This is a genomic window from Streptomyces sp. NPDC052721, from assembly GCF_040678315.1.
Lineage (GTDB): Bacteria > Actinomycetota > Actinomycetes > Streptomycetales > Streptomycetaceae > Streptomyces.
On sequence record NZ_JBFATL010000013.1, the window covers coordinates 93,534 to 111,015 of the forward strand.

The 17,482-nt window shown below is 71.9% G+C and carries 15 protein-coding genes; 7 read left to right on the forward strand and 8 right to left on the reverse strand.

The features are described from left to right. Nucleotides 1-3: 3 nt before the first annotated feature. Complete coding sequence (locus AB0L21_RS15510; protein ID WP_365784437.1) at nucleotides 4-912, forward strand: helix-turn-helix transcriptional regulator; 909 nt, start codon at nucleotides 4-6, stop codon at nucleotides 910-912. Nucleotides 913-981: 69 nt separating this feature from the next. On the opposite strand, the gene AB0L21_RS15515 is transcribed toward AB0L21_RS15510, so the two are convergent. The 3 genes from AB0L21_RS15515 to AB0L21_RS15525 form a co-directional block, all read right to left on the reverse strand. Continuing rightward, nucleotides 982-4,287, reverse strand: a complete 3,306-nt coding sequence (locus AB0L21_RS15515; RefSeq protein ID WP_365701685.1) for a S8 family serine peptidase — start codon at nucleotides 4,285-4,287, stop codon at nucleotides 982-984. A 418-nt stretch (nucleotides 4,288-4,705) separates the two neighbouring features. After that, the gene (locus tag AB0L21_RS15520; protein WP_365701610.1) at nucleotides 4,706-5,953 is read right to left on the reverse strand and encodes an Ig-like domain-containing protein; all 1,248 of its coding nucleotides are present in this window, start codon (nucleotides 5,951-5,953) and stop codon (nucleotides 4,706-4,708) included. A 237-nt stretch (nucleotides 5,954-6,190) separates the two neighbouring features. Beyond that, the gene (locus AB0L21_RS15525) at nucleotides 6,191-6,535 is read right to left on the reverse strand and encodes a hypothetical protein (protein WP_365701612.1); all 345 of its coding nucleotides are present in this window, start codon (nucleotides 6,533-6,535) and stop codon (nucleotides 6,191-6,193) included. A gap of 109 nt (nucleotides 6,536-6,644) precedes the next feature. Here AB0L21_RS15525 and AB0L21_RS15530 point away from each other — a divergent pair, with 109 nt between their 5' ends. Further along, entirely contained in the window at nucleotides 6,645-6,968 is a 324-nt protein-coding gene (locus AB0L21_RS15530; RefSeq protein ID WP_365784439.1) for an LAETG motif-containing sortase-dependent surface protein, read from the forward strand. Between the two features lie 42 nt (nucleotides 6,969-7,010). Then, the gene (locus AB0L21_RS15535) at nucleotides 7,011-7,805 is read left to right on the forward strand and encodes a hypothetical protein (RefSeq protein WP_365784441.1); all 795 of its coding nucleotides are present in this window, start codon (nucleotides 7,011-7,013) and stop codon (nucleotides 7,803-7,805) included. Between the two features lie 52 nt (nucleotides 7,806-7,857). Here AB0L21_RS15535 and hutH read toward each other — a convergent pair whose 3' ends face one another. The 3 genes from hutH to AB0L21_RS15550 form a co-directional block, all read right to left on the reverse strand. Continuing rightward, a complete protein-coding gene (hutH, locus tag AB0L21_RS15540; protein WP_365701687.1) occupies nucleotides 7,858-9,396 on the reverse strand; it encodes a histidine ammonia-lyase in 1,539 nt (512 codons plus the stop codon). Nucleotides 9,397-9,484: 88 nt separating this feature from the next. Continuing rightward, nucleotides 9,485-10,627, reverse strand: coding sequence for a GGDEF domain-containing protein (locus AB0L21_RS15545; RefSeq protein ID WP_365701618.1), 1,143 nt, complete (start codon nucleotides 10,625-10,627; stop codon nucleotides 9,485-9,487). Nucleotides 10,628-11,218: 591 nt separating this feature from the next. Continuing rightward, on the reverse strand, nucleotides 11,219-12,013 hold the full coding sequence (locus AB0L21_RS15550; protein WP_365784443.1) for an enoyl-CoA hydratase-related protein: 795 nt from the start codon (nucleotides 12,011-12,013) through the stop codon (nucleotides 11,219-11,221). Between the two features lie 152 nt (nucleotides 12,014-12,165). Between AB0L21_RS15550 and AB0L21_RS15555 the strand changes: the two genes are divergently transcribed. Then, nucleotides 12,166-12,783, forward strand: a complete 618-nt coding sequence (locus AB0L21_RS15555; RefSeq protein WP_365784445.1) for a hypothetical protein — start codon at nucleotides 12,166-12,168, stop codon at nucleotides 12,781-12,783. A gap of 217 nt (nucleotides 12,784-13,000) precedes the next feature. On the opposite strand, the gene AB0L21_RS15560 is transcribed toward AB0L21_RS15555, so the two are convergent. Then, the gene (locus AB0L21_RS15560; RefSeq protein WP_365701624.1) at nucleotides 13,001-14,125 is read right to left on the reverse strand and encodes an adenylate/guanylate cyclase domain-containing protein; all 1,125 of its coding nucleotides are present in this window, start codon (nucleotides 14,123-14,125) and stop codon (nucleotides 13,001-13,003) included. A gap of 260 nt (nucleotides 14,126-14,385) precedes the next feature. Further along, nucleotides 14,386-15,246, reverse strand: coding sequence for a biotin--[acetyl-CoA-carboxylase] ligase (locus AB0L21_RS15565; protein WP_365701627.1), 861 nt, complete (start codon nucleotides 15,244-15,246; stop codon nucleotides 14,386-14,388). Between the two features lie 110 nt (nucleotides 15,247-15,356). Here AB0L21_RS15565 and AB0L21_RS15570 point away from each other — a divergent pair, with 110 nt between their 5' ends. The 3 genes from AB0L21_RS15570 to AB0L21_RS15580 all read left to right on the forward strand — a co-directional run bounded on the left by AB0L21_RS15570 (nucleotide 15,357) and on the right by AB0L21_RS15580 (nucleotide 17,456). Next, a complete protein-coding gene (locus AB0L21_RS15570) occupies nucleotides 15,357-16,970 on the forward strand; it encodes an acyl-CoA carboxylase subunit beta (RefSeq protein WP_365701629.1) in 1,614 nt (537 codons plus the stop codon). A gap of 36 nt (nucleotides 16,971-17,006) precedes the next feature. Then, a complete protein-coding gene (locus AB0L21_RS15575) occupies nucleotides 17,007-17,216 on the forward strand; it encodes an acyl-CoA carboxylase epsilon subunit (RefSeq protein ID WP_365784447.1) in 210 nt (69 codons plus the stop codon). A gap of 111 nt (nucleotides 17,217-17,327) precedes the next feature. After that, nucleotides 17,328-17,456, forward strand: coding sequence for a hypothetical protein (locus AB0L21_RS15580; RefSeq protein WP_365701633.1), 129 nt, complete (start codon nucleotides 17,328-17,330; stop codon nucleotides 17,454-17,456). Nucleotides 17,457-17,482 lie beyond the last annotated feature (26 nt).

Sequence of the window (17,482 nt, forward strand, 5' to 3'; positions counted from 1 at the left end):
CGTATGGACAGCAGGGACGAGCAGCCGGACGCAGGCGTGGCCACCGGCCGGCCCCTGGACCGGCGGGCGGAGCTGAGCGAGTTCCTGCGCAGCCGGCGGGCCCGGCTGAAGCCCGAGGACGTGGGGCTGGCCGACTTCGGACGGCACCGCCGGGTGCCGGGGCTGCGCCGCGAGGAGCTGGCGCAGCTGGCCGGGGTGTCGGTGGCGTACTACACCCGCCTCGAACAGGGCAACGGCCGGAACGTCTCGGCCGAGGTGCTGGACTCGATCGCCCGGGCGCTGCGGCTGACGGACGCCGAGCACGCGCACCTGACCCACCTGGCCAAGCCGAAGGCGCACAAGAAGAAGCCGGCGGCACGGCAGCAGCAGGTGCGGGCGGTGCTGCGGCAGCTGCTGGACGCCATGGAGGGGGTACCGGCGTACATCGTGGGCCGGCGCGCGGAGATCCTCGCCTGGAACCGGATGGCGGCGGCCCTCTTCGGCGACTGGGGGGAGCTGCCGCCCGGTGAGCGCAACTGGGCGCGGCTGGTCTTCCTGCGCCCCGACTACCGGGAGCTGTTCGTCGACTGGGAGCAGAAGGCGATCGACATCGTGTGCGCGCTGCGGATGGACGCGGGGTGCGATCCGGACGACGCGCGTCTGTCGGCCCTGGTGGGTGAACTGTCCGTCAAGAGCGAGGAGTTCCGCCGGCTGTGGGCCACGCACGACGTCAAGGAGAAGAGCCACGGCGTCAAGCACCTGCACCACCCGCTGGTGGGCGAGCTGGCCCTGAACTTCGAGAGCTTCCGCCTGACGGACGGCTCGGAGCAGTCCCTGGTCACCTATCACGCCGACCCGGACTCCTCCTCCGCGGACTCCCTCCGTCTCCTGGCCAGCTGGGGCGCCGACGCGACCCGCGCGGCAACGCGGTGAGGGGTGCACCGGAGGCTTTCCTCCGGTGCACCCCTCGTCAGAGAGCGCTACGGCTCACGTCACGACGGCCTACTTGCCGAAGTACGCGTTGTAGAGGGTGATCGCCGACGTGTTGCCCTTCTTGTCGGTGATCTTGGCGCGGAACGAGATCGCCTTGTTCTTCGCCGGGTTCTTGACGGTGATCTTGCCGTTCTTGACGGTGACCTTCTTGAAGTTCTTGCCGTCGTAGGAGACGTAGACGGCGAGGGACTTCAGGTTGCCGCCGGCGGCGGCGCCCTCCACGGTGACCGGGAAGGTGACCGTCTTGCCGGCCGTGACCCGGCTGTCCAGGCCGGTCGTGGCGCCGAAGTGCAGCGCGGAGGCGGGCAGCTGGGCGAAGTCCGCCGGCTTCTTGGAGCGGAAGGTCCAGGCCGCGTCGATGCGCGTCGAGGCCTCCGACACCTTCGCGGACCGCTTGACCGAGGTGGTCAGCTTGTACGCCGCGTCACCGGCCGGCACCTTGAAGGTCTTCTCACCGAACAGCGGGTCGGTGTTCGAACCGACCTTGGTGCCGTTGCGGTACAGCGTGGTGTTCACCGAGGTGAACTGCGAGGACCCGGGGTGCTTGGCGGAGTCGGCGAACAGCGGCAGCACACCGAAGATCTCGTTGCCGTCGCGGAACAGGCCGAAGTCCTTGCTGACGTGCGGGCCGAAGACGGCGGTGTTGACCGTCTTGGTGTAGGTCTGGCCGCCCTTGAAGGTGAACTGGCCGAGGTCGTAGCCCGCCTCGGGGACCGGGAAGCCGTCCTGGTCGACCCCGCCGTCCTGCTCGAACTCCAGCTGCCACCGCACGCCGCCCGTGGCGGACAGGTGCAGGGTGCGGGTGCCGGGCAGCTTCTGCGGGATGCTGATGGAGGAGGCGCCGGTGCTGCCGGGCAGCCAGCCCACCGCGTTGATCGAGCCCTTCTTGCCGCTCGCCGCAGCGCCCAGCCGGGCCTTCACCGTGGCGAGTTCGCTCGCCTTGTAGTGCTTGGTGTAGCCGGTGGCGAGCTGCTTGACGGCACCGCCGGAGGTGACGTCGTACTCCTCGGTCGCGCCCTTGCTCCAGTGGCCGTCCCACTGCTGCCACAGCGTTCCGGCGGGCAGCTGCGGGCCCAGGTGGGCGGTGCGGAAGTTCTTGTACGAGTCCAGGAACCAGCCGTAGCCGTACTGGCCGTTGCCGATGGTGACGTCGTACTCCGGCGAGGCGAACTCGGACTTCGCGCCGGAGGCCGGGACGGTGATGTCCACCGGCTTGGCCTTGCGCGCGTCGATGGTGATCGTCTGCTTCTTGTCGACGGTCAGCTTCGGCTGCGCGATCCAGTCGATGCCCTTGGACGCGTCCTGCGGGTCGCCGTAGAGGGAGGTGTTGAGGATGTACGTGCCCTTGGGCGCGCGCACCTTCACCGTGCCGGACTTGTCGTACGGGTTCAGCCAGACGCCGTTGGCCAGGCCCGCCACGCCGCTGACGTCGGCGCTGTAGTACGGGGCCGGCTTGCCGTCACGGCCGATGAACTTCAGGGTGAGGTCGTACGACTCCACCTCGCGCTGCACCGCGGCGGCCGTGCGGACGGTCTGGCCGCCGCCCGTCGCCGTGACGTACGCCGAGTAGGCGCCGTCGACGGTGCCGCCCAGCCTGGTGTCGACGGTGAAGTCGGCCGAGGCCGTGCCGTGCGCCGGGACCGTCACCGTCGTCGCGCCGAGCTTGAAGAAGCCGGACGGGGCCGCCGCGCCCTTGGGGTTGGTGGCGGTGCTGCTCAGGGTGAGCGTGACGTCCTCGTCGCCGAGGTTGCGGTACGTCAGCTTCTTGGTGACCGGCTTGTCGTCGGTGTGCGGCCACTGCTGCACACCGAAGCTCACCGACACCGGGTCGGCGACGATCGACTGCTTGATGGCCTTGTCGACCTGGATGCGGCCCGATCCCTGCTGGAACGGGGTGTACGCGCCGCCCTTGGTGGAGCCGGTCAGGGCGCCCTTCAGCTCGGCGTAGCCCCAGTCGGGGTGCTCCTGCTTCAGGATGGCGGCGGCGCCCGCGACGTGCGGGGTGGCCATCGAGGTGCCCGAGATGGTCAGGTAGCCCTCGGGCTTCTCGCCGACCTCCTGGTCGATGACGCTGCCCTTGGCCGCTGCGGCGGTGATGTCCACGCCCGGCGCGGTGACGTCCGGCTTGATGGCTCCGTCGCCGGCGCGCGGGCCGGTGGAGGAGAAGCCGGCGAGCTTGTCCTTGTCGTCGACGGCGCCGACGGTGAGCGCGGCGTCCGCGCTGCCCGGCGAACCGATCGACTGGGGGCCCTCGTTGCCCGCGGCGATCGCGAACAGGACGCCCTTCTCGGCGGAGAGCTTGTTGACCTCGGCTTCGAGCGGGTCGACCTCGGGAGTGTCGTAGCCGCCGAGGCTCAGGTTGATGACGTCGGCGCCCTGGGAGGCCGCCCACTCCATGCCGGCGAGGATGCCGGAGTCGTCACCGGAGCCGTTGTCGTCCAGGACCTTGCCGTTGAGGAGCTTGGCGTCCGGGGCCACACCCTTGTACTTGCCGCCCGACTTGGCGCCGGTGCCGGCCACGATGGAGGCGACGTGCGTGCCGTGCCCGAAGTGGTCGGTGGCGTCGGCGGCGGGGGTGAAGTTCTTGGACTCGATCACCTGGTCCTTGAGGTCCGGGTGGGTGGTGTCCACGCCGGTGTCCAGGACGGCGACCTTCACGCCCTTGCCGGTGTAGCCGGCGGCCCACGCGGTGGGGGCGCCGATCTGCGGCACGGACTTGTCGAGGGCGGCCTTGCGGACGCCGTCGAGCCAGACGTGCGCGATGCCGGAGGCCGTCCTGTCGCCGTTGGTGACGGCGTCCCACAGGTCGGCGGTGTCCTTGACCGGGGTCTGCACGGCGTCGGCGTTGAGCGCCTTCAGGCTGCGGCGCAGGGTGCCCGCGTCGCGGACGTCGGCCTTGGCGGCGGTCGCGGAGCCGCGGTAGCCGACGATGACCTTCAGGCCGTTCTTCTGGGCCTTGCGGGTGGCGGCCTTGTTCAGCTCGGTGATGTCGAACAGGCGCTGGTCCAGCGTGCCGGAGGCGACCAGGTGGGCCGCGTCGGCGGGGATGACCAGCGTGTGTCCGGCGGCCTTGCGGACCTGGAAGGGTATGTGCTCGCGCCCCTGGGCCCGCTGCAGGCCGACGATGCGGCCCTTGGCGTCGAGGGCGACGCGGTCACCGGTGATCAGGGTGACGTGGTGCTTGACGGCGCCCTTGGAGGCGGCGGTGGCAGCTACCGAGGCGCGTCCGGGCTTCGCCGACGCCGGGCTGGTCATACCCGCTGCGAGGGCGACCGCTGCGGCCGTTGCCACGGTGGCCGCAGCCGCTCTTTTCACTTGTCTGCGCAAGTTCTCCCCCTGGAGATGAAGTACCGGGCGAATTCCCGATTCACCCGGTCGGGGGTGGACTCGCACGCATGCACGTCAACCCCCCGGATCACGCAGTATGCAGGGGGATGATCAGTGGGCTCAATAGATGAGAGGACGGTGAGAAAGCGTGCCCGGAAACTGTTACGCGGCGGCCGGGACACCGTTACACAACCGCGAAGTCCGCTGCGGCCCGCCTGTGTTATGCGCCGTCAGGTGGCCGCGTTCTCGTGCAGGCTGATCTTCCCCTTGCGCAGTGCGGCCAGGCGCGGAGCCTTCCGAGAAGGATGAGAAGGCTGCGACCTGCCCTCGGTACCCCTGGGTGAGCGCCCATGAAAATACCGGTGCCGCCCCTGGGGGCGGCACCGGCGAAGCGGGTGAGGGGGCGTCAGACGGCCGAGCCGGCCTTCCACTGCGCCCAGTCCATGTTCCAGCCGTTGAGGCCGTTGTCCGGCGAGACGGTCTTGTCGCCGGTGTTCTGGACGACCACGACGTCACCGATCAGCGTGTGGTTGTAGAACCAGGCCGCCGGCGTGCTCGGGTCGTTGGCACCCTTCTTGTCCTGGAGGCCCACACAGCCGTGGCTGGTGTTCACGTTGCCGAACACCGAGGGGGCGCCCCAGTAGTTGCCGTGGATGAAGGTGCCGGAGGTGGTCAGGCGCATGGCGTGCGGCACGTCCTTGATGTCGTACTCGCCCTTGCCGTCGTCGTCGGTGAAGCCGACCGTCGCGCCGTTCATCCGGGTCTCCTTGAACTTCTCGGAGATCACCATCTGGCCCTCGTACGTCTTGTTGTCGGGCGATCCGGCGGAGATCGGTATGGTCTTGACGACCTTGCCGTCCTGCGTGATCTTCATCTGCTTGGTCTGCGCGTCGACGTACGAGACCTGGTTGCGGCCGATGTGGAAGGTGACCGTCTTCTGCTGGACGCCGTAGACGCCGTCGGCGCCCTGGACGCCGTCGAGCGCGAGCTTCAGGGTGACGGTGGAGCCTTCCTTCCAGTACTCCTCCGGCCGGCAGTCCATGCGGTTGGCGTTGAACCAGTGGCAGGCGACCTCCTGGCCGCTGCTGGAGCTGACCGTGATGCCCTTCTGCACGGCCGCCTTGTTGGTGATCGCCTTGTCGAAGTTGATCGACACCGGCATGCCGACGCCGACCGTGGCGCCGTTGTCCGGGGTGAAGGTGCCGATGAAGCTGTTGGCCGGGGAGACCGTGGTGAAGGACGCGTTCTCGTGGGCTATGCGGCCCTCGGAGTCCTTGGCCTCCGCGGCGAGCTTGTAGGTGGTGGAGCGCTGCAGCTGGACGCTGGGCTTCCAGCTCGTCTTGTCGGCGGACAGCTGGCCGGCGACGGTCTTGCCGTCCTGGCTGGTCATCGTGACGGTCGTGAGCGTGCCCTTGCGGACGGTGACGGCCGCGGAGTTGTTGATCGACGCGTTGTTGGAGCCGTCCTTGGGCGTGATCGTGATCTGCGCCTCCGACGACTTCTTGGCCGCCGCCTCGTCGACCTTGGCCTGCGAGGTGTCATTGCCGCCGGAGGAGGCGTCGGCGTCGCTGCCGGAACACGCCGTCAGCACCAGCACACCACCGAGCAGAGCGGACGCGGCCGTCAGGCGCCTGCGCCGCTTACTGTCCGTCATCACAAACTTCTCCATCGTTGCCGAGTCGCGATAACCCCGAGAGTCCCCGCCAAGAACCTTCAACGCTACGGCCGGTTCCTCCCGTTCCCCAGCCCATGGGCCTGTGGGGCATCCCACGTCCGCTGAACGCGGTCGCGTCCGCGGCGGTGTCGGTGCGGGAGTCGGTCCGTGCGTCCCCTGGGACGACGAAACCCCGGACGGCGGTTGCCGTCCGGGGCCCTGGGTGCCCCGCGACGCTCAGCCGATGCCGTCCTCTTCCTCGTCGTCCGCCCCATCATCCTCGTCCAGGTCCCAGTCGGGCGAATCGGGGTCGTAGTCGACCCGCTCGCTGGACCAGGACGCCTGCTGGAGCTCCACTCCGGGCACCTCGCTGACCAGGTCGAAGGGATCCACGAGATACGCCAGGGCCTCCGCGGTGTCTTCCGTCACAGCGGCCTCGGCCTGGGCCCGCTCGCCCTCCGGCAGCTCCGGATCCTGGGCGATCCGGCGCAGCGCGGCCTTGGCCACCTCGTCGTCGTCCTGTACTTCCAGCACCAGCTCCACGCGAAGCCGCACAAAACGTGATGTCTCTTCTGCGCTCATGCCGGGAGCGTACGGCCGAAACCTCCCGTGACTTTCCTGTGACCCGCGCCTTTCACTAACATCGCCCCACACGGCCAATTCGCCAGCGTCACAAGGGGATCGATATTCCGTGTCATCCGCTCGCCGTCCGCTGCTGACCGCCACCGCCGCGGGCACCCTGCTGTGTGCCCTGTGGTTCGTCCCGTCCGCGAACGCCTCGCAGGACGCCCCGGCGCGACAGACGGCGCGGACGTCCGCGCCGACGCAGGTCACGCAGGCCAGAGCGGTGACGGTGGCGACCGCCGAGGGCGCGGACCGGGCGGCGGCGGAGACCGAACTGGCCGACACGGGAAGCTTCGACACCACGCCGTACGTCGTCGGCGGCAGCCTCTTCCTCGCCGTGGGTGCCGGATTCGTCGTGTATTCGGTGCGCCGGGAGCGCCTGGGCTTTTAATCGTCCTTGACGAAACTTTGACAGCCCGCCCATAGTTCGCTCATGAAGAGATCATCGGGCGTGCGGCTGTGCGCCACCGCGGCTGTGAGCGCGCTGTCGCTCGCCCTCGTCACGGGCTGTGGCGACGGGGGGTCGAAGGAATCCGGGGACGCCAAGGGCCCGGACGCGGCGAAGCCGGCCGCGAAGGCGCTGAGCGCCGCCGAACTGAAGAAGCTGATCATCGCCAAGGGCGAGGTGCCCGGGTACGAGGTGGGCCCCGTCGAGGGCGGCATCCCCGACCGCGGCAAGGTCACGTCCGACGACGCCAAGTGCCGGCCGGTGCTCCAGGCGTTCACCGGCATCGCGCCCGGTGAGCCGGCGGCGAACACCAGCCGTATGGCCACGGAGGACAAGAAGGACCCCACGGACGACGCCACGTCCCTGGACGACCTGGCCGACGGCAAGTTCGAGGACGCGATCAACAAGTCCATGGACCTGGACGTCACCGTGGTCACCCTGGCCTCGTACGACGGCGACGGCGCCGAACAGGCCCTGAAGTCGGTCTCCGACGCGGTCAAGGCCTGCGCGGGCGGCTTCTCCGGCGAGCAGGACGGCGAGAAGGGCAAGTTCACCAAGGTCGCCGAGGAGAAGTCCTCCGGCACGGGTGACGCGTCGGTGGCCTTCACCGCGACCAACGACGCGGGCAAGGACGGCGCCCTGCCGCTGCACGCCGAGGTCGTGCGGCACGGGAACACCCTCGCCACGTACACCACGATCAACATCGGGGCGATGATGAGCAAGAAGGCCTACACGGTCTCCGCTCCGGTCGTGAAGGCGCAGGCCGCCAAGCTGAAGTGACGTTTCCGCCGTAGTGTTCGGGGCCCCGGCAACTGCCGGGGCCCCCGCGCGTTCACCGGAGCGGACCGGTGACCTTCTCCACGGCCGCCACGAGGTCACCGCCGCGCACGAACGCGTCGGCGGCGGCCAGGTCGGGCGCCAGGAACCGGTCCGGACCCGGACCCTGCACGCCCGCGGCCCGGACGGCCTCGATGACCGCCTGCGAGGCGGGCGCCGGGGTGAGGCCCTCGCGCAGCTCGATGGCGCGGGTGGCCGCGTACAGCTCGACGGCGATGACCCGGGTGAGGTTGTCCACGGCGGTGCGCAGCTTGCGCGCGGCCGACCAGCCCATGGAGACGTGGTCCTCCTGCATGGCGGAGGACGGGATGGAGTCCGCGGAGGCCGGTACGGCGAGCCGCTTCAGCTCGCTGACCAGCGCGGCCTGCGTGTACTGGGCGATCATCAGGCCGGAGTCCACGCCGGCGTCGTCGGCGAGGAACGGCGGCAGGCCGTGGCTGCGGTTCTTGTCCAGCAGCCGGTCGGTGCGGCGCTCGGCGATGGAGCCGAGGTCGGCGGCGGCGATGGCGAGGAAGTCCAGCACGTAGGCCACGGGAGCGCCGTGGAAGTTGCCGTTGGACTCCACGCGGCCGTCGGGCAGCACGACCGGGTTGTCGACGGCGGAGGCCAGCTCCCGCTCGGCGACCAGGCGGGCGTGCGCGAGCGTGTCGCGGCCGGCGCCGGCGACCTGCGGGGCGCAGCGCACCGAGTAGGCGTCCTGGACGCGCGGTGCGTCGTCCTGGTGGTGCCCGGTGAGCTGCGAGCCCTTGAGCACGGCGAGCATGTTGGCGGCCGAGGCGCCCTGACCCGGATGGGGCCGGATGGCGTGCAGCTCGGGGGCCAGCACCTTGTCCGTGCCGAGCAGCGCCTCCAGGGTGAGGGCGGCGGTGACGTCGGCGGACTTGTAGAGGGTGTCGAGGTCGGCGAGGGCCATGATCAGCATGCCGAGCATGCCGTCGGTGCCGTTGAGGAGGGCGAGGCCCTCCTTCTCGCGCAGCTCGACGGGGGCGATCCCGTGCTCGGCGAGCAGTTCGCCTGCGGGCCGGACGGTGCCGTCGGGGCCCTCCGCCTCCCCTTCTCCCATGAGGGTGAGGGCGCAGTGGGACAGCGGGGCCAGGTCGCCGGAGCAGCCGAGGGAGCCGTACTCGTGCACGACCGGGGTGATCCCGGCGTTCAGCACGTCGGCCATGGTCTGCGCGACTTCGGGCCGCACACCGGTGTGCCCGGAGCAGACGGTCTTCAGACGCAGGAACATCAGGGCCCGTACGACCTCGCGCTCCACCCGGGGGCCCATGCCGGCGGCGTGCGAGCGGACGATGTTGCGCTGCAGCTGGGCGCGGAGTTCCTGGCTGATGTGCCGGGTCGCCAGGGCGCCGAAGCCGGTGGAGACGCCGTAGACCGGGTCGGGCTTGGCCGCGAGCGCGTCCACGATCTCCCGGGCCGCCGCGAGGGCCGCCACCGCCTCCGCCGACAGCTCGATGCGGGCACCGCCGCGCGCCACGGCGAGAACGTCGGACGCCGTGACCCCGGACGTCCCCACCACCACAGTGTGCATATCCATATTCAGGAGCGTACGCATTGAATGCCCTGGTGTCACTAGTGGGGACCGGGAGCGACCCTTACCGCACGGTGTGGGCTTCGCCTCACGGCCGGCGCCCGCGGAACCGGCGCCGCTCGGCCCGCGAGGGCGGCGGCGCGTCGGCCAGCCGCACGACCGGATCGTCCGGCCCCTCCCGCCCGGCCACCACCGGCCGGTCCAGGCACAGCGCCTTCGCCCGGTACTGGGCGGCGTCCGCGAGCCGGAACAGCCGGCGGGCGTCCCGCACCTCACCGATCGCGTCCTCGGTCGAGGCGACCCCGCAGGCGACGCCCTCCCCCAGCTCCAGCTCCCCCGCCCGCCGGCACAGTTCGTCGGCGGCCTTCACCACGTCGTCGCCGGGCGGCCCGACCGCGAGCAGACAGAACTCGTCCCCGCCGAGGCGTGCGGCCAGCGCCCCCGGCACCATCGCGCCGCACAGCGACAGCACCGAGCCGAAGCGTTCGAGGAGGCGGTCGCCGACGGCGTGCCCGAGGGTGTCGTTGACCCGCTTGAGCCCGTTGAGGTCGCAGACGACCAGGCTGACGACCACGCCCTCCGCGCGGTGCCGCTCCACGGCCTCCTCCAGGCGTACGTCCACGGCACGGCGGTTGGCCAGGCCGGTGAGGGCGTCGGTGTAGGCGAGCCGGCGGGCCTCCTCCAACCGCTCGGTCTGCGCGATGCCCGCGGCGACGACGGCGGCGAGGACCGTCGCGAAGTCGGCGTCGGCCCGCGCGAAGAGGGGCTCGCCGACCGCCCGCGCCACATACAGCTCGCCCCAGGCCCGGCCGTGCAGGACGACGGGGGCGACCACGCAGCAGCCGCGACCGCGGCGGCGCAGGGCGGCGACACGCTGGTGGAAGTACCCGGGGGTGCCCTTCGCCGTGCCCTCCGCCGTCTCCACCCAGGCGTTGGGGCCGCCGCCGCCGGCCCACCGCTCGTGCAGGAACTCGGTGATCTCCGGGAACTGGTGCACCGGGTAGGTCTCGGCCTCCGGGAACTCCTCTTCGTCCGCGGCGCGGTCGCCCACGTTCACGAGTACCCGGAGCCGGCCGAGTTCGCGTTCCCACACCGACAGCGCGGCGAAGCTGCCGTCCAGCGCGCGGCAGGCGCCGAGGGCGGCGGCCTGCCAGGACTCCCGCGGGGTGTGCGCCGCCGCCATGCCCTGCGCCAGCGCCACGACTGCGGCCAGCCGCTTGTCCTCACCCATTACTCCAGGTTAGGGAGGAATGAGCGGTTTGGGGGCATGGGTGCGGCGATCAGGTGGCGGACTCCGGTGCTTCGCCGGCTGCGGGTGCGCGGTGACCGGCCACACGCGGCCACCGACCCGGGACCGCGGACCGCTGCCGGGTGCGGGGGCGCTGTGGCTGGTCGCGTGCGGACCGCTGCCGCGTGCTACGCCGTGGCCGGTCGCGTGCGGACCGCTGCCGCGTGCTACGCCGTCGCCGGTCGCGTGCGGCTACTGACTCGGGACGACGGACCGCTGCCGGGTGCGGGTGCGCTGAGGCCGGTCGCGTGCGGACCGCTGCCGCGTGCGGGTACGCCGTCGCCGGTCGCGTGCGGCTACTGACTCGGGACGGCGGGCCGCTGCCGCGTGCGGGTACGCCGTGGCCGGTCGCGTACGGACCGCTGCCGCGTGCGGGTACGCCGTGGCCGGTCGCGTGCGGCTACTGACTCGGGACGGCGGACCGCTGCCGGGTGCGGGTGCGCTGTGGCCGGTCGCGCAGTTCCCCGCGCCCCTTCGGGGCGCTGACCGCCACCGCGGCCTGCGGGGCAGCGCCCAGCCGCAGCACGGGGTGCCTCACTCCCCCGGCCACTGCGGCTCGCGCTTCTCGTTGAACGCCGCGACCCCCTCCGCCCGGTCGCCCGAGAAGGCCACCGAGCGCCATGCCGCGTCCTCCACCTCCAGCCCGGCCCGCAGATCCAGCCCGTGCCCCAACCGCAGCGCCCGCTTCGCCGCCCGCAAGCCCACCGGCGAGTTCCCGGCGATCCGCTCGCCCAGCGCCAGCGCCTCCTCGCGGTCCCGGCCGGGCTCCACCAGCCGGTCCACCAGCCCCAGTTCGGCCGCCTCCGCCGCCTCCACCCGCCGCGCCGAGAAGATCAGCTCGGCCGCGCGCGCCGCACCGACCCGCCGGGGCAGCAGCTGGGTGCCGCCGCCGCCCGGGATCACGCCCACGGACACCTCCGGCAGCCCCACCACGGCCGTACGGTCCGCCACGATCAGGTCGCAGGACAGCGCCAGCTCGAAACCGCCGCCCAGCGCGAAGCCGTGCACCGCCGCGATCGTCGGCATCGGCAGCTCCAGCACCCCGGTGTACGCCGCGCGCGCCACCGGCCGCTGCCGTACCAGGTCGGCGTCCGTGAAGGAGTTCCGCTCCTTCAGGTCCGCCCCCACGCAGAACGCCCGTTCGTGCGACGAGGTCAGGACGACCACCCGGGCGTCCCGGTCGGCGGCGAGCGCGGCGCACGCGCCCGTGAGGGAGCGGGCCATCTCCGTGGAGACCGCGTTCATCGCCTTGGGCCGGTCCAGCACCAGCTCCGCGACGTGTCCGTGCCGCCGCACCAGCACGAACTCCCCGAACCGCTCCTCGCTCATGACACCCTCCGGTTAACGCGGGTTAACTGCCGTCGGCCCGATCATCGCAGCCGTGCCCCCTCCCGTGAAGTCCAGGGGGCTACACCCGTTCGAGTGACATCCCGGCCTTCTCCGCGCACACCGCCCACACGAACGCATAGCGTGCGGGACCCATGACACCGATACCTGCACACTCCGGCGCGGAGCAGCAACCCGCGCCGGAGGGTACGCCGGGAGTACGGCGCGGCCGGCATCGCAAGCCCCGGCCGCGCAAGGTGCTGCTCGCCGCGGGCGGCCTCGCCGTGGCCGCGGGCGTGCTCAGCCTGGTCCGGGCCGCCCCGGACTCGGGAGTCGGCGCCCCCGGCACGGCGCAGGCCGAGCCCCGGCTCGACCCGGGCGGCGGGCCCGCGGAGCGCTCCGCCGACACCGCGGCCACCTTCGCCGCCGCCCCCACCGCACTGCCCTCGGCGACCTCCGCCATGGGCGGCAGGAGCCCCGCGCCGACGCCCAGCGGCTCCCCGGTCCGCACGGCACCGGACCCGGGCACGGCCACGACAGCGCCCGGCGACACCGCCGTACCGACCGCCCTGCCGGGCCGGACCCCGGGCCCGCCGAGCGGGACACCCCGGCCGCCCGCGCCGATGGCGTCCGCCCCGCGCCCAACCCCGGCGACCCCGACACCGACCCCGACTCCCACCCCGAGCCGCAGCCCGGCGGAACCCCGCCCGGGCGGGGTGTGCGTCCCGGTGATCGGGCTGTGCGTGGACGTACTCGGCGACCGGGACGGCTAGGCCCTGTCGTTCGGATCATCCCGGCGTCGCGGGGCCTGGCACGCACATCTGCCGCGTTGTCGTCGGTTGCCGGCTCCCCCATGCTCGGCTGGCGCTCACGCGGGGGACCCCCATCGCGTCGGCGCCCTCCTCCGCCTCGCAGCTGCCTCGGCTCGGCTCGGAGGCACCGCACCTCGCAGCCGGCCTGATCCACACCACAGGGCCCAGCGGCCGGCGGCTACGACTGGCCGTCGCGGCGCGTGAGCAGCCACGGCTCGACCACGCCGAGCCCGCGTACCGGACGCTGCCACATCGGCTGGAGCGCGAAGCGGTACGTCGGCGGGTCCTCGCCCTCCTTCTCGGCCGCCGCAGCGGCCTCCGCCGCCTCCGCCTCCGAGGCGGGCGCCTCGCCGGTGCGGATCAGTTCCTCGGCGAACGCGCTGTCCACGAGGACGGCGTCGCGCGGCGCTATCGAGGTCAGCCGGGAGGCCAGGTTCACCGTCGTACCGAACACATCGCCCATGCGGGTGGTCACCGTGCCGAACGCCATGCCGACCCGCAGCTCGGGCATCGTCTCGTCGTTGGCCAGCGTCTCCACCAGCCGCAGCGCGATGTCCGCGGCCACACCGGCGTCGTCCGCCGCGTACAGCACCTCGTCGCCGAGGGTCTTGATGAGCCGGCCGCCACGCGCCGCCACCAGGTCGGCGGCGGTCGTCTCGAACGCCTCGACCAGCTCGCCCAGCTCCTCCTCCTCCATGCGACGGGTGAGCCGGGTGAAGCCGACGAGGTCGGCGAAGCCGACGGCGAGCCGCCGGTCGACCATCTCCTCGTCGTCGGCGGTCTGGACGACCCGGCCGGCCGACGCGGCGAGCTGGCGCCGCCAGACGTACACGAGGAACTCCTCCAGCTCGGGCAGGAGCAGCTCGACGATCGGGTACGTCACCTCGGTGCGGGTCATCCCCGGCTCGGGGGGCTCGGTCAGGCCCTCCAGGAAGGAGTCGATCTGCCATTCGGCCAACCGGGCGGTGGTCTGCCCGGTGGACCGGGCCACCTGCACCGCCATGGCCTCGCTCAGCAGTCCCGCCTCCACCAGGCCGGCGAGGCGGCGCAGGGCCAGGACGTCGGCCTCGGTGAGGGCCTTGGCCTGGCCGATGTCCGCGAAGCCCATCGCCCGCCAGAACCGGGACGCCAGCTCCATGGAGACGCCTGCGCTGCGGGCGGCCTGGAACGGGGTGTAGCGGCGCTCGGCGCCCAGGATGAGCTGTTCCAGACGCAGGGCCAGCGGGTCATCGCCGGTGTCGGGGGCGTGGGGGTCCACCCGGCCGTCCCCGCCAGCGCCGGAGCCCGTGTCGTCGACGGTCACGCCTGCTGCCCTTCCGATCTGCCGCGGTCAGGTATCGACCGGCCTCAACTCTACGGCAGGTGTGCGCCAGCTCACTCCGTCGGGTGGGGCCGACGGGTCACTTCCCGGCACCGGGCAACCCGGGCCGGCGTCGCTGCCGAGGCGACGGATCGGCGCAGGTCCGGGGGCATATCCGCCGTACCCGGCCGCGGGTCCGCCGCGGCACCCTCCCAGCGCCGGCAAGCGACACCCACCCCCGGCCGACCCCGGCAGAGGGCGCCTCACGCCAACCGCAGGTGGACGATGTCCCCGGCCCCCACCGGCTCCTGCACGCCCTTGTCCGTGGCGATGATCAGCCGCCCGTCGCCGTCCAGCGCCACGGCCTCCCCCACCACCGAGCGGTCGCCCGGCAGTTCCGCCCGCACCACGCGCCCGAGGGTCGCGCAGCCCGCGGTGTAGGTCTCCTGGAGTCCGCACGCCGAGGGATCGCCCCCCGCTGCCCGCCAGCGCCCGTACCAGTCCTCCAGCGACCGCAGCACCGCCCGCAGCAGCGGATCCCGGTCCGTGCCCAGCGCCCCGGCGAGGGCCAGGGAGCCCGCCTGCGGGACCGGCAGCTCGTCCGCCCTGAGCGTGACGTTGATGCCGACGCCGATGACGACGCCGTCGTCGCCGGCCCGCTCGGCGAGGATGCCCCCGGCCTTGCGTTCCTCCCCGCCCACGGTCACCAGCAGGTCGTTCGGCCACTTGAGCGCCGTGTCGACGCCCGCCGCCCGGGACAGCCCGGTCGCCACCGCCACGCCCGTCAGCAGCGGCAGCCACCCCCAGCGGGCCACCGGCACGTCGGTGGGCTTGAGCAGGACGGAGAAGAACAGGCCGGACCGCGGCGGAGCCGTCCAGTGGCGGTCCAGCCGGCCGCGGCCCGCCGTCTGCTCCTCGGCGACCAGGACCGCGCCCTCGTCGGCGTCCCCGGCGGCGGCCAGGGCGGCCAGGTCGGAGTTGGTGGAACCGGTCTGCTGCACCACCTCGATGTCGCAGTACAGGCCCTTCTCCCTGACCAGCCCGCGGCGCAGCGCCGCGGCGTTCAGGGGCGGACGGTCCAGGTCGGACCAGCGGCTGTCGTCTGATGGATTCTGCGGCGTCATGCAAGCCACCCTAGGTGTGGTAAACGACGCACTGCTGATCCGTGGGCCCGCCACTACTCTACGGATGAGTAACCGTCCCCCCTTTTGAGCAGGCAGGGAGCCGCATCCCGATGTCCGAGCCGGAAGAGCGTCACGAGATCCAAGAGACCGACATCCACACGACCGCGGGGAAGCTCGCGGATCTCCAGCGCCGTATCCACGAGGCGACGCACGCCGGCTCGGAGCGCGCCGTCGAGAAGCAGCACGCCAAGGGCAAGCTGACGGCGCGTGAGCGGATCGAACTGCTGCTCGACGAGGGGTCGTTCGTCGAGCTGGACGAGTTCGCCCGGCACCGGTCGACCAACTTCGGGCTGGAGAAGAACCGCCCGTACGGGGACGGCGTCGTCACCGGCTACGGCACGGTCGACGGCCGCCCGGTCGCGGTCTTCTCGCAGGACTTCACCGTCTTCGGCGGCGCCCTCGGCGAGGTCTACGGCCAGAAGATCGTCAAGGTCATGGACTTCGCCCTGAAGACCGGCTGCCCGGTCATCGGGATCAACGACTCCGGCGGCGCCCGCATCCAGGAGGGTGTCGCCTCCCTGGGGGCGTACGGCGAGATCTTCCGGCGCAACACCCACGCCAGCGGTGTCATCCCGCAGATCTCGCTCGTCGTCGGGCCCTGCGCGGGCGGCGCGGTCTACTCCCCGGCCATCACCGACTTCACGGTCATGGTCGACCAGACCTCGCACATGTTCATCACCGGCCCGGACGTCATCAAGACCGTCACCGGCGAGGACGTCGGCTTCGAGGAACTGGGCGGCGCCCGCACCCACAACACCGCCTCCGGTGTGGCCCACCACATGGCCGGCGACGAGAAGGACGCCATCGAGTACGTCAAGCAGCTGCTGTCGTACCTGCCGTCCAACAACCTCTCCGAGCCCCCGGCCTTCCCGGAGGAGGCGGACCTCTCCCTCAGCGACGAGGACCGCGAGCTGGACACCGTCGTACCGGACAGCGCCAACCAGCCGTACGACATGCACACGGTGATCGAGCACGTCCTGGACGACGCCGAGTTCTTCGAGACGCAGGCGCTGTTCGCGCCGAACATCCTCACCGGGTTCGGGCGGGTCGAGGGCCACCCGGTCGGTGTCGTCGCCAACCAGCCGATGCAGTTCGCCGGCTGCCTCGACATCACGGCGAGCGAGAAGGCGGCCCGTTTCGTACGGACCTGCGACGCGTTCAACATCCCGGTCCTGACCTTCGTGGACGTGCCGGGCTTCCTGCCGGGCGTCGACCAGGAGCACGACGGCATCATCCGGCGCGGCGCCAAGCTGATCTACGCCTACGCCGAGGCCACCGTCCCGCTGATCACCGTGATCACCCGCAAGGCCTTCGGCGGCGCCTACGACGTCATGGGCTCCAAGCACCTGGGCGCCGACCTCAACCTGGCCTGGCCCACCGCCCAGATCGCCGTCATGGGCGCCCAGGGCGCGGTCAACATCCTGCACCGCCGCACGATCGCGGAGGCGGAGGCGAGCGGGGAGGACGTCGAGGTGGTGCGCGCCCGGCTGATCCAGGAGTACGAGGACACCCTCCTCAACCCCTACGTCGCGGCCGAGCGCGGCTACGTCGACGCGGTGATCATGCCGTCCGACACCCGCGCGCACATCGTCCGCGGGCTGCGTCAGCTGCGCACCAAGCGGGAATCCCTGCCTCCGAAGAAGCACGGCAACATCCCCCTCTAGGTCCCCCGCCAAGCCCTGCTGCCCCTGGGAGCAGTCATGAACATCAAGGTCGTACGAGGCAACCCGACCCCGGAGGAGCTGGCCGCCGCTCTGGCGGTGGTCCGCGCCCGCGCCGCGGCGGCAGCGGCGACGCCGTCCGGCGCAAAGTCCCCGAGGGACGCGTGGTCCGACCCGTCGAGGATCGCGGCCCACCGTGTCCCCCGCCCCGGCCCGACGTCCTGGACCCGCACGTACTGGCCGGGCTAGGGACGATTCCGTGAAGGGGCGCGGGGAACCGCGCACAGCGGCACAGCACGGGGCTCCGAATGAGTACCGGTACTCAGGCGCCCTCCCCGGCCAAAGCCCCACGCTGGTGGAATGCTGTGGTCAGACCCCGAGAACGAACCGCCGAAGGAACTGCGCGACGCGCAGAACATGCTCCGGCGGCTCGGTCTCCTCGTGGCCCTGGCCATGGTGCTGTTCATGATCGTCAACGGTCTGAGGTGAGCCGGACGGCGCACCCTGACTAACCT

Excerpts from the sequence above, each read along its gene's own strand:
- AB0L21_RS15545 (WP_365701618.1), bottom strand. The coding sequence starts at position 10,627 with ATGGGTGAGGACAAGCGGCTGGCCGCAGTCGTGGCGCTGGCGCAGGGC.
- AB0L21_RS15570 (WP_365701629.1), top strand. The coding sequence starts at position 15,357 with ATGTCCGAGCCGGAAGAGCGTCACGAGATCCAAGAGACCGACATCCAC.
- AB0L21_RS15565 (WP_365701627.1), bottom strand. The coding sequence starts at position 15,246 with ATGACGCCGCAGAATCCATCAGACGACAGCCGCTGGTCCGACCTGGAC.
- AB0L21_RS15520 (WP_365701610.1), bottom strand. The coding sequence starts at position 5,953 with ATGACGGACAGTAAGCGGCGCAGGCGCCTGACGGCCGCGTCCGCTCTG.
- AB0L21_RS15525 (WP_365701612.1), bottom strand. The coding sequence starts at position 6,535 with ATGAGCGCAGAAGAGACATCACGTTTTGTGCGGCTTCGCGTGGAGCTG.
- AB0L21_RS15535 (WP_365784441.1), top strand. The coding sequence starts at position 7,011 with ATGAAGAGATCATCGGGCGTGCGGCTGTGCGCCACCGCGGCTGTGAGC.
- AB0L21_RS15510 (WP_365784437.1), top strand. The coding sequence starts at position 4 with ATGGACAGCAGGGACGAGCAGCCGGACGCAGGCGTGGCCACCGGCCGG.
- AB0L21_RS15580 (WP_365701633.1), top strand. The coding sequence starts at position 17,328 with ATGCTGTGGTCAGACCCCGAGAACGAACCGCCGAAGGAACTGCGCGAC.
- AB0L21_RS15575 (WP_365784447.1), top strand. The coding sequence starts at position 17,007 with ATGAACATCAAGGTCGTACGAGGCAACCCGACCCCGGAGGAGCTGGCC.
- hutH (WP_365701687.1), bottom strand. The coding sequence starts at position 9,396 with ATGCACACTGTGGTGGTGGGGACGTCCGGGGTCACGGCGTCCGACGTT.
- AB0L21_RS15550 (WP_365784443.1), bottom strand. The coding sequence starts at position 12,013 with ATGAGCGAGGAGCGGTTCGGGGAGTTCGTGCTGGTGCGGCGGCACGGA.
- AB0L21_RS15555 (WP_365784445.1), top strand. The coding sequence starts at position 12,166 with ATGACACCGATACCTGCACACTCCGGCGCGGAGCAGCAACCCGCGCCG.